Source organism: Halobacteriovoraceae bacterium (genome assembly GCA_020635115.1).
GTDB lineage: Bacteria > Bdellovibrionota > Bacteriovoracia > Bacteriovoracales > Bacteriovoracaceae > JACKAK01.
In genome coordinates, this window is record JACKAK010000008.1 from 200982 (window position 1) to 213167 (window position 12186).

Here is a 12186-nt window from a genome sequence, read left to right on the forward strand (position 1 = left end):
AGTAAATCTATGTCCACAAAAAATGAAAATAATCTAAAAGGACTCTCTAAGAGAGTCCTTTCTATTTCACCATCTAAAAGTGTAGGTCTTGCTGGCATCGTTGCAGAACTCAGAAGAAATGGTGAACAAATAATTGGTCTCAATGTTGGTGAACCAGATATTCTACCACATAAAAGTGTATCTGAAGCTATAAAGAAGGCCATTGATGATGGCCAGGTTAGATATGGAGAGATTAAGGGACTACTTCAACTAAGAGAAAAAATCATTCAATATGAAAATGACAATCTATCGACTGATTTTGACATTGAGAATGTTTTTGTAGCTTATGGCTCAAAACAAATTCTCTATTTGCTTTTTCAATGTCTAATCGAAGAAAGAGATGAAGTAATAATTCCAGCACCATATTGGGTGACCTTCCCTGAAAGTGTAAAACTTGCAGGAGGGACTCCGGTAATTGTTCCAACTAAAGATCATCAATTGGACATCGATCTCATTAAGAAGGCCATAACTCCAAGAACAAAGGCCATCATAATAAACACACCAAACAATCCCACAGGTGCTGTATATGGCAAAGAATCGCTGAAACAGCTTTTAGATCTTGTCAAAAAAAATGGTCTGTATCTAATTTCAGATGAAGCTTATGAGCACTTGAGATATGATGGAGTGTCCCCCTATTCTCTATATGGATTAGATCCAAGGGCCAAAGATAATTTAATCATTGTAAAAACATTTTCAAAAAACTTTTGTATGACCGGAGTTAGAGTTGGATATGTATTTGCTAACCCCGAGATTATTAAAAATTTGAGTTCACTTCAATCTCATGCAACTGGAAATGTATGTGACTTTACGCAAATGGGTGCGATCGCTGCTTTAAATCTGCCTAAAAGTTATTCATCTGAACTTGTTGCTATCATGAAAAAAAGACGAGATTTAGCATTTGAGTATTTCAGTGAGTTTTTTGATTGTATTTTGCCTGAAGGGGCCTATTATTTATTTCCTAATATAGATAAGTACAAAGAACAATTCAAGAATGACATCCAAATGTCCGAATATATTCTGAAAGAAGCAAAAGTGGCCTTACTACCAGGGAGTGCTTTTGGAGCAGAAGATCACCTTAGGATTTCCTTCTCTGTGAGTGAATCTCAACTTGAATTAGCATATAAGGCCTTAAAAAGGATCTTCTAATGAAAATTGGAATTATTGGAATTGGTCGACTTGGTGCCCTTATTGCGAGATATCTTTCACAGGACTTTAAAATAATTGCCTATGACCAAAATTATTCTGCTCCACTTGCAAAAAAAATGGGCATTGAGTGGGGAGAGTTTGATGAAATTTGTGAACAGAAAATTATTATTCCTATTGTTCCCATTTCAGCATTTGAAAATGTCATTCGAGAAATGGCTCCTAAATTAAAACCTGGTACTCTCGTTATAGATGTTTGTTCGGTTAAAATTCTTCCTTCTGAAATAATGTTGAGGTATCTTCCACAACACACACAAATACTGGCCACTCACCCAATGTTTGGGCCAGATAGTGCAAAAGATACACTATTTGGAAAAAAAGTTGCCCTTTGTCCAATAAGAATAGAATCTGAAATATTAAATAATTTAAAAAAATATCTAGCTAACAATTCTATAAATGTAATTGAAACGACACCAGATAAACATGATCAAGAAATTGCCCATTCTCTTGTCCTGACGCATTTCATTGGTCGAGCACTCATTGACTATGATGCCAAACCTCTTGAAATAGATACACTTGGATATCGAAGATTAATGAAGATTTTAAAAACAGTTGAAAACGACACTTGGCAATTGTTTATAGATATGAATAAATACAATCCATATGCCGCAGAAGTACGTACAAATTTTTTAAAAGCATTGAGTAATATTAATGAAAAAGTCGGATAAATTGTTGAAAGTTGCATTTCAAGGTACTCGTGGTGCCTATAGTGAGATGGCATTAAAAAAATTCTTCTCTCATCATGATAATATTGAAGTTCATGGATTTGACTTGAGTGAGCATGTATGTGAAGCAGTAAGAGATGGAGAAGTAGATTACGGGATTTTACCTGTCGAAAATAGTATTGTAGGTAGTGTAACAATAAATATTGATATGTTTTATGAATATCAAATTTATGCAATTGGTGAAGTCTATTTAAGAATTAATCACTGTTTATTGGGATTGCCAGGGGCCAAAACTGAAGAGATAAAAAAAGTCTATTCTCATCCGATTGCCCTTGGTCAATGTCGTGATTTTCTTACCCGACACAAAATTGAATCCGAATATTTCTATGATACTGCTGGTGCTGCAAAAATGCTTTTTGAAAAACAAGATTCCCAATTGGGGACTATTTCATCGAGCTTGTGTTCTGAAATTTATGGATTAAATATTATTGAAGAGGGCATTCAGAAAGTAAAAGAAAACATCACACGTTTTTTAGTTTTTGTAGACAAGCATAAAGTTATTCCTGACGTAAGAAAAGAAAAAACATCTCTGGCATTCTCTACTAAACATCATCCTGGAGCTCTTTTGAATTGCCTCCAATCTTTTGCTTCCCACAATATAAATTTAACCAAATTAGAATCTCGACCAATTATAGAAAATCCATTTGAGTATATTTTCTTTGTGGATTTTTCATCATCAATTGACGACAAAAATGTGAAAGATTGTTTAAATGAACTTGAAAAAGATGCCAAGGATATTAAAATCCTAGGAAGTTATCCAAAAAATCCAAGTATTTAACATTGTAAAAGTATTTCTGTCGGCCACTAAAGTTTTGAAAGAATTTATCCGAGAAGTTCTTGCTATAACACTTTAAGGAGTCTGGCCATGGGTCCAAATTTTAAAAATCAAGATCATACTAAAGCTAATTATCGAGGTAAATGCATGTATCTGCTGATGCTAATTAAAAGTATTAATCCAAAAGTATGGGAAAGATTAAGTGCACCTTTTCAAGGTACTCCTAATGATCAAACATGGGCCTTTTATCAGAAACTAATAGCAGAATATAAACAACTTCAAAATAATAATGGTAAAGATCTAGGGCCAGTTGTGATGCAAGACCAAACTATTCCTAAAGTACAAGAACCAAAGAAGCCCAAGGGAAAAGATGCTGAAACCAAAAATAAATTTTACAAGAACGTTGAAAAGAAAAAAGAAGAAAAATTAGCTAAATCAGTTGATGAAATAAAAGAAGAAAAAAATATCAAATCTCCTACTAGAAAAAAGACTAAAAAAATTACTAAGAAAACTGTATCAAAAAAAGTTGCAAAGAAAACGGCCAAGAAAAAAGTCGCTAAAAAAACAGCAAAGAAAAAAGTAGCAAAGAAAACTGTAACCAAAAAAGTTGTAAAGAAACCTGTGAAGAAAAAGGTTGCTAAAAAAACTGCCAAGAAAAAAATTGTAAAAAAAACAACTTATAAAAAAGCTGCATAATAAAATACTAACTCTTTTCTGAAGATATTTCTCTATGATTCTGGGTCCAGGTAATTTTCGAGACTGTTAGTCGCAGAGGAAATTATTTTAAAAATTTTTCCTCTAATTTTTCAACCATTTCAAGAAAATCTTTTGGCCCAATATATTCATTTTTATCCATAACTTTATGATAAACGTGTGAAGAGTTTTTTATAATATCCTCATCTGCATAACCAGTGAGTATAATTCTAGTTGTATTGGGATTGAGGGCCATAACTTCTTCAAGTATTTCAATTCCATTTTTCTCAGGCATTTTGAAATCACTCAAAATTATATCTAATTCATCAGAATGCTCTTTTAAATATTTTAAAGCAGGGCCAACTTTTGTGAACGCTTTTACGTTAAAATACTCATCTAGCTGATCTTCAATCATTTCAACCAGATCTTCAACATCATCAATTAGAAACAAATTTCTTTTCTTCAACATTATTCAATCCATTGTTACATGCTTTTATAAACTCTTTAAATGTTAAAATAAACGTCGTACCAACATTTTGAGTACTATCAATATCAACATCAATTTTATTATTTTTGATAATCGTATTACAAAGATATAAACCTACTCCAGTACCTTTCTCCTTAGAAGTTCTAATTTCCTTAAAAAGGCCATCTTGTATATTTTTATCAATCCCTTTTCCGTTATCTTTAATTTTTAATTGTACAAACCCCGCAATATTATATTTACTTTCAATTTTGATTAGACCTTTTCTATCCTCTGGTATTGCCTCAATTGCATTTTTTATTAGATTACTTAATAATTGATTTACTTCTGCCGCATTTCCTTTAATTCTAGGTATTCCTTCCTGAAGTTCACTAACGATTGTAACATGAGATGGTTTTAAATAATCAAGAATATGCAGCGATGTCTCAATTTCATTATTTAAATCATATTCACTCTGTTCACTTGCTTGAAAACGAATATAAGATTTGAGTTTATTAATGTGATGTCTCATCTTTTCTATTGATGAATTCATTATTTTTGATTTTTTATTTCTTCGTGGTGCTTGAGTATCTATTAAATCCAAATTTTGATTATAAATTTTTAATTGCTGTTCTAAATCATCGATATATCTATTAAACCAGGATAAACCACTCGAAAGTGCCAGAAGTGGTGAGCTTAGTTCATGACTTACTCCCGCTACAATTTCTCCTAAAACATTCATTTTTTCGCTTTTAATTAATGAGCTCTGCTGGTCTTTTATTTTCTTATTTGCACTGTCTAAATCATTATTTAATGTAATCAAGTTTTTTTGATACTGCCGTAATTTAATCATATTATTAACTCTGGCGAGTAATTCTGTTGGATTAAATGGTTTATTGATATAATCATCGACTCCCATTTTCAGTCCCATAAGCTTCAAATCATAATCCATTTTTGCTGTTAACAAAATAAATGGAATTCTAGAAAAACGAAAATCATTTTTAACTTTTGCACATAACTCATTTCCAGACATATTTGGCATCATCACATCAGAAATGATAATATCTGGTATTATTTTTTGTATTTTATTCCAGGCATCCAGTCCATCACGAGCAGTGAAAACTCTATGTTGTTCACTTAAAAAGACCTTTAAAAACTTTCTTAGCTCTATGTTATCTTCAACAACTAATATCGTTCCATGTACCTCATTCGGTTTAGAATTCGTACGAATTTGATGACTTTCATCATATTGGATTGAAGAATTCTCAATAATCTGATCATCTTCTAATAGGCCGTTTTCATAAGAAAAATCCTTTATAATTGAATTCTCAATTAGATTTTGATCAATTTCTTGTAGTAACTCGTTTATTTTTAAGTTCTTGTAATGATCTTTACCCTTTTTAAAAGTGAGGATCATTTTCGTGCCTTGGTTAAGATCACCTTCAATCTTTATTTCCCCATGATGAAGTTCAGTATATTCTTTCACCATCGCAAGACCGATACCGGTACCTGCAAATTCTCTCGTTTCAGAACCATCAACTTGGGAAAATCTCTCAAAAACTTTCGAGTGCAATTCTTTAGGGATGCCAGTTCCATTATCAGCTACGATTATTTGAAATTCGTAATCATTTTTATCTTTGATAATGATATCAATATGCCCGCCAACAGGAGTAAATTTAAAGGAATTTGAAAGTAAATTAATAATGATTCTTTCAAATTTTCTAATATCTAAAAATAAATTTGATTGCGCACACTCTTTTTTAAAATCAAGTGATATTTTCTTCTTCATTAGAGCTGATCTCATAGTAGATAAACATATCTGAATTGCTTTTTCGACGTTTATAGGTGATATATTCAATTGAGATTCGTTAGCTTCCAATTTTGAAAATTCTAAAAATTCATTAATTAATGAATAGAGTTTAATTAAGTTTTTATGAATCACATCTATATGCTCGACAACAGGTTGTGATAATTGTGATAAGTATTTTTCTCTAATTAAATCAAGAGGAGCAAGGGAAAGAGTTAGTGGAGTGCGTAACTCATGTGAAATATTGGCAAACATCTGAGTTTTAAGCTTATCAAGCTTCTTTATTTCAGATAAAGCATGGGTTAAGTCGACAGTTCGTTCATTAACTTTGTTTTCAAGCTGTTGTCTTTCTTCCAAAAGTGCAGAAAAGTTTTCTATATTTTGTATTGCAATTCCTGCCTGATTGGCCATATTGGCCATTCCAATATGATACAAATCACCTTTAACTATTCTTGAATAAAATTTCCTTTTTGACTCACTATTGCCACACAAAAACACTGAGGTTATTTTTTTATTTTCATTTTTACTGAGTGGGATTGCTAAAAATTCACAGAGATCAATTGTCTCTAAAAAAATTTTCGCATCATTATTTTTACAATGATATGATTCAAAATATTCATTATTGTTGTGTAAATAATCTGAAACAAAATTAGGCAATTCGAGCCCTAAAAACTCAATATCGTTCTCTTCGTAGTATCCAAACTTATACTTACAAATTAACGTTCCATTTTCTTCGACAAAAAACAAAGATCTTTGTACGTTTATATCATTTTCAATGAACTCACCTATTACTTTGTACAGATCTTCTTTTTTCTTAAGAGAGGAAAATTTATTACCTAATTTATGTAGAGACTTATAAATTCTCATCTGGGCATCTAATTGTTCTTGAAACCTATAAAGTGAACTTTCCGTTTTGATGAGCTTATGGACTTGTTCAGAAAGAAGCTTATTTGTTTTTTTCAACTTCTCATTTTCGACAGTTAAATTTTCTAAAAGTAAATTATTATCTTCCAAATTTAATCTTCTTTTTTATAAAGTGCTAAAATGACAGCAGTATAATTATGAAAAAAGTTTTTATTATTAACAGGTGCAATTTCACCGAATGTATAAAAACCTGACCATGCATTTTCACCCTTAATATTAGATTGAAAGTTTCTTACGATATTTTCTTTTTTTTCATGATTCATTATCATTTTACCTCGGCCAGCACAGTCAAAATGAAAAATGGCAAGGGGTTCACGTCCTCTAGATTTTTTAGTAATGGATTTAATCATTGTTTCAACTCCATTTTCTATTCTTTCTTGATCTCTTCTTGCCATCCAAACTTCCTGCCCCTGTTGAACTTCTGAAGAAAGTGTAACTGATCCATCGGAATCGTTTTTTGCAGGAATAAACCTAATAATAAATTCGTCATAATCTTTTGAGATATCTTCATCGGCCTTAAAACCAAGGCAAATATTTGCAACTGCACTTTCCCAGTTATCAATATCACTTGAAGTCAAATATTCTTTTAAAACATCTAAGATTGGTCGATGATCCATTTCAAAGATAACATTACCCTTACACTTTGTTATTGTTCTTACTTCTCCAATAGGTGAGCAACCATGAGTTACATCCCATAATAGATCAACGTTTCCCTTTAAAATTGTGGCTACAATAGAATTTGAAAAAGATTTTCCATTACAATACTGAAATGTTTTCTTCATCAAAAAATTATCGCCAGTTAATCCTCCAAATAAAGGTAAAATATTTATTGAAGTATTTTCATATCCTCTTTTCAGAGCGTCATAATTACATGTAAGTCCTTCCGGAAACAAAAAAAGCGCTTTTGCATCATTTGAAAATTCTTCTGCCCAAATTGCAATATTCTTCCCAATTTCTTCATCATTGTTATGAAGGTTTTCAAAATATATATTCTCAAATAAAAGCTCATCTCCAGAATATACGAGAACTGAAATTGCAAAATTTTCTTCATTAGTGAAGTCTGGCCCAATGACACCAACCCCAGAACATCCAGAAAAATGAGCTCCATCTAATTCTTGAGATAATAATTCTACTAAAAGCTCCTGATCGTAACCCACTGTTGAGTAGACAAATGCAAAATCAACCTTGTCAATGCCAGCATTTTTTTTCGCAAGACTAACAGACTGTCTAACTGCTTCTTTTATGTTTTTGCTTTTACTAACTCCTGCTCCAAAATAGATGGACATAGCTCCTCCTTGAATATGTACTTTTATATGAAGGATATATAATCTTATCTCAATGTTAACAAGGTTCAGAAAAGTTTTAATATCCTTTTAATTTTAACAATTTTCTTAACAATATTCAGTTAAATCGATCTTTAGAATTGAATGATTGAACTAAAAATTAACATAACTGTATTATAATAAAAGAATTTATTTACTTCTTTACATATCCCCCATTTTTCCCATTCTTTTTTTAATACCTTTGTCATGATGTTTTTTTTGTTTATTTTTTTTCCTGCATTCTTTTAATTGTTCAATATCAGATGCAGCACTAACACAGGCCTTATGTTCATTGATATCAGCAATTCTCTTATCAATTCTTGTCATCATTTTCTGTTTCATTTCTTCAAAGTTTCCTGAATCTATACTTTCTTCTTGAGAGAAGATTTGAATAGACGAGAGTAAAAATACTAAAGTAATCAATTTTTTCATAATCCTTCCTTTTTCTAAAACCCAAATTTATATCCTACAGATGCTTCTGTTTTAAGTAACGAAACTTCGGAATCACCATTTAAACGATGAATCCCCATAACTCCTCTAACAAAGTATTTATCTAGAACAAGTAACTCTCCAAACAATAAAAATTTTCCTCCAGAAATATTTTTAGCTGCAAAATTTGAAGTATTGGTTGTTGAAGCTGTAATTTCTGATGAAGACATAAGATCAAATAAATACATCATTTCAAGGGTTACTTCAAAAATATCTATCTTTAAGTTACCCATTATTCCTGGGCCCATGAGGATAGAAGAAGTTGATCTCATAAACTGTTCGTTAGTATTGGATTGTACAATGGCCAGACTGTGAGTTTTATCATAATGAAGGGCCAAAAGAGTTCTAAATATTGATAAAAAATTAAAATATCTAACTTTGTAAAGTGCATTCATGTCAGTTTGTTTGCCAAAACCCTCTAGATTAAGAGAATTAGAAAACTCATAATGGAAGTAATGGTCTAGGATATTACCGTTATTTAACTTTTGGAAATGTTCAAATTGTATACCAAAACCCATTAAATAGTAGTCATTAAGTTTCGTTGAATTATTATTATAATTTTCTGATAATGCTTTTATCCCATATTTATAAACCGGAGCAATATATGTATTTTTCTTATTGATTTTGTACTCTAATTCTTTTTTTATATTAATATCAATACTTGTTAGATTACCACTTTTGGATTTTAAAACTTTGGCCTTATCCTCTTTATCTACTAAAAAATTCTGCCCTCCATTTTTAAGTGAACTATAATACTTTTTAGCTCTTTGAATATTGATATATTTTTTTATCTTTTTAATATTTGCTATGTTTCTTGGTATTTTTAATCTTAAAATAGAGCCTGATTTTAGTTGATTCCAATTTTTGATTGAAGGATTATCGTTTTTAACTTTCTCAAATAGTTTATCACTTGTATTTAATTCTACAGTAGAAAACTCATTTATAATTGACGTTAATGTGTCACCTTCATAAACCTCATACTTAAATCTAGCATCTTTAGTTTGAGCAAATGAATTGGCCATGAATAATAAAAAAAAGACAAAGAACAATTTCATACAGTTATTATAAATGCATACTATTTAGAAAAAAACTCAAAATAATAAGAATATTTCACAAAGCTAAAATCTAAGGTTGATTAAAAGGTTTTAGTCGTTTATTGTTGCTATACTGAAGAGGAGCGTAAACTAGGCAGCTTTGAGGGAGGTTTTCCCACCGTTGATCCAAGGCCAGGGAGATTTTCGCCGAAATCATTTGTGTATGGGGAAGAGACAAATGGTTGGTTATTTGGGCCGAATCCCAAAGACTGTCACAACAACGTGGAGAGCTTCATGGTATCAAAACTTTTTAGCTATCCACATTACATTTATATATAGAGGAGTGTTCCAAAATGGAAAAGATCTCAATTGCTGTTTTAGGTGCTACAGGAACTGTTGGACAAAAACTGCTGGCCATGCTTGAAAATCATCCACTTTTTCAGGTTACTCAGTTGGTTGCTTCGGACAAAAATATTGGAAAACGCTATGTTGATGCCTGTGATTGGCGCGAAACTGCTCAGATGCCAACTATTTACCAAAATATGATGTTAGAATCATATGAAGATATCACAGCAAAATATGCAGTCTCATCACTTCCCAGTGATATTGCTAAAATTGCCGAACCATATCTCGCTCAAAAAGGGATACATGTCGTAAGCAATGCTTCAACCTTTAGAATGGACAAAAATACACCTTTAATTATCCCGGAGATAAACCCATCTCACTTAGAGCTCATTGGAAATCAAAAGACACCAGGTAAAATTATCACTAATCCAAATTGTGCAACCGTTTTCTTAACTCTTGCACTGAGACCCTTACTCGATCTTGGAAAGATTAACTTTTTAAGTGTTGTTACTCTACAAGCTCTCAGTGGGGCTGGTTATCCAGGAGTTTCTTCTATGGACATCTTGGGAAATATCATTCCCTATATTGGTAATGAAGAGGATAAAATTGAAACAGAAGCTTTAAAAATTTTAGGAACTCCCAATGAGTGTATCGATTTAAAAATTATTACTCATGTTAACCGCGTTCCTGTGTTGCACGGTCACACAGTTGCTATGCATGTTGTGTTTGAAGAAGAAGTGAAAGAGGAAAAAGTTATTGAGAAATTTAGTGAACTTCAAGAAAAGTTCCCAGAACTTTATAAACTTTATCTTGATCCCTTTAGACCACAACCTCTTAAGGATATTACTCAGTATGACCAACGTGCCCATGTTGGCCGCATTAAACAAGGCCCAGATTTAAAAACTATTGGACTAATATCTATGGGACACAATCTTGTTAGAGGTGCGGCCGGGGCCGCAATTTTAAACTTAGAACTTTTGCATAATCATTTAACGGAGACCAACTCATGAGCATAGTTGTATCCAAATTTGGAGGAACATCAATGGCCGATGCACAGGCCATGATAAGAAGTAGTAAAATCACGATAGAAAGAAATGCTAGTATTATGGTCGTTTCTGCAACTTCAGGAACAACAAATGAGCTTCTTGAATTAATTGAACTCGCCCTTACTGATTCATGGGATCAAACAAAAATAAAGCTTGAGTCCCTAAAAAATAAACATCTATCAATAGCTGAAGAACTTTCAGCAAGTGAAGATACTTACTTTGAATTAAATGAACTTACAAATGAACTCGATTCATTAATTAAAGGAATCAATCTTTTAAAAGACTGTTCACCCAAAGCAAAAGACAGAGTTCTTTCATTTGGAGAAAGACTCTCATCTCGACTTTGTAGTTATGCTCTTCAAAAAGTGATTAATGAAAAAGGTCTCGACTTAACTGCTCAATTTTTTGATGTACGCAATGTGATGACAACTGATGACGAATATGGGACAGCTAGACCAAATTTTGATCAAATCAAAGTTCATGCTCAAAATCATAAGGAAAAAATTCTTACTGGAAATATCATTTATGTCACTCAAGGTTTTATTGGAATCAATGAAGATGGACATACCACTACTCTTGGGCGTGGAGGAAGTGATTATTCAGCTGCTATCCTCGCTGAAGCATTTGACGCAGATCTTTTGGAAATTTGGACTGACGTCGCAGGAATAGCGACAACAGATCCAAGAATTTATCAAAACGCAAAACAAATTGAAGAAATTTCTTTTAAAGAGGCATCAGAATTGGCCAGTTTTGGAGCAAAAATTCTACACCCTACAACTTTATTGCCTTGTCAAAGAAGCAATATTCCTGTGTTTGTTGGGAGTAGTTATGCTCCACAAGACAATGGAACTTGGATTCGCAAACAAACTGAGAACAATCCTTTGGTTCGAGGTATTGCTCTCAAAAAAAATCAAGTTCTCCTAACTATTTCAACTCCAGAAATGCTTAATGCGCATGGTTTTTTATATCAAATTTTTGAAGTCTTTAACCGCCATAAAGTGAGTGTTGATTCAATCACAACCTCAGAAATTTCTATTGCTTTAACATTAGACAATAATCAAATAATCAATAGAAAGTTGGTACGTGACCTTGAACTCTTCTCACAAGTAAAAATCGAACAACACTTGTCTCTTGTTTCAATTATCGGAAATCAGATTAATCATACCCCTGGTTTTACAAATCAGTTATTTTCCACATTAGAAGATATTCAGATACGAATGATTTGCGCAGGTGCGAGTAAACACAATTTTTGTTTTTTAGTAAAAGAGAAAGATGGTGAAAATGCTGTTCGAAAAATTCATGAAAAACTATTAGGATAAAT

At 32.0% G+C, this 12186-nt stretch carries 11 protein-coding genes; 6 read left to right on the plus strand and 5 right to left on the minus strand.

Annotated elements, in window-relative coordinates:
- The first annotated feature begins 9 nt into the window (after positions 1-9).
- The 4 genes from H6622_14105 (at position 10) to H6622_14120 (ending at position 3438) form a co-directional block, all read left to right on the plus strand.
- Positions 10-1185, plus strand: a complete 1176-nt coding sequence (locus H6622_14105; GenBank protein MCB9062653.1) for a pyridoxal phosphate-dependent aminotransferase — start codon at positions 10-12, stop codon at positions 1183-1185.
- Entirely contained in the window at positions 1185-1910 is a 726-nt protein-coding gene (locus tag H6622_14110; GenBank protein MCB9062654.1) for a prephenate dehydrogenase/arogenate dehydrogenase family protein, read from the plus strand. Before H6622_14105 ends, H6622_14110 begins: the two co-directional genes overlap by 1 nt.
- A 4-nt stretch (positions 1911-1914) precedes the next feature.
- On the plus strand, positions 1915-2745 hold the full coding sequence (gene pheA, locus H6622_14115; GenBank protein ID MCB9062655.1) for a prephenate dehydratase: 831 nt from the start codon (positions 1915-1917) through the stop codon (positions 2743-2745).
- A gap of 87 nt (positions 2746-2832) precedes the next feature.
- A complete protein-coding gene (locus H6622_14120) occupies positions 2833-3438 on the plus strand; it encodes a hypothetical protein (protein MCB9062656.1) in 606 nt (201 codons plus the stop codon).
- 82 nt (positions 3439-3520) lie between these two features.
- Here H6622_14120 and H6622_14125 read toward each other — a convergent pair whose 3' ends face one another.
- The 5 genes from H6622_14125 to H6622_14145 all read right to left on the minus strand — a co-directional run bounded on the left by H6622_14125 (position 3521) and on the right by H6622_14145 (position 9495).
- Positions 3521-3904, minus strand: a complete 384-nt coding sequence (locus H6622_14125; protein ID MCB9062657.1) for a response regulator — start codon at positions 3902-3904, stop codon at positions 3521-3523.
- A complete protein-coding gene (locus H6622_14130) occupies positions 3873-6719 on the minus strand; it encodes a response regulator (protein ID MCB9062658.1) in 2847 nt (948 codons plus the stop codon). The genes H6622_14125 and H6622_14130 overlap by 32 nt, the downstream gene beginning before the upstream one ends.
- A 2-nt stretch (positions 6720-6721) precedes the next feature.
- Positions 6722-7915, minus strand: coding sequence for an FIST C-terminal domain-containing protein (locus H6622_14135; GenBank protein MCB9062659.1), 1194 nt, complete (start codon positions 7913-7915; stop codon positions 6722-6724).
- Positions 7916-8113: 198 nt separating this feature from the next.
- A complete protein-coding gene (locus tag H6622_14140) occupies positions 8114-8383 on the minus strand; it encodes a hypothetical protein (GenBank protein ID MCB9062660.1) in 270 nt (89 codons plus the stop codon).
- Between the two features lie 14 nt (positions 8384-8397).
- A complete protein-coding gene (locus tag H6622_14145; protein ID MCB9062661.1) occupies positions 8398-9495 on the minus strand; it encodes a hypothetical protein in 1098 nt (365 codons plus the stop codon).
- A 332-nt stretch (positions 9496-9827) separates the two neighbouring features.
- Here H6622_14145 and asd point away from each other — a divergent pair, with 332 nt between their 5' ends.
- Together asd and lysC are read left to right on the plus strand one after the other, a co-directional pair.
- Positions 9828-10829, plus strand: a complete 1002-nt coding sequence (gene asd / locus H6622_14150; GenBank protein MCB9062662.1) for an aspartate-semialdehyde dehydrogenase — start codon at positions 9828-9830, stop codon at positions 10827-10829.
- Positions 10826-12184 (plus strand): lysine-sensitive aspartokinase 3, encoded by a 1359-nt coding sequence (gene lysC, locus H6622_14155; GenBank protein MCB9062663.1) that lies wholly within the window; start codon positions 10826-10828, stop codon positions 12182-12184. Before asd ends, lysC begins: the two co-directional genes overlap by 4 nt.
- Positions 12185-12186: the final 2 nt, after the last annotated feature.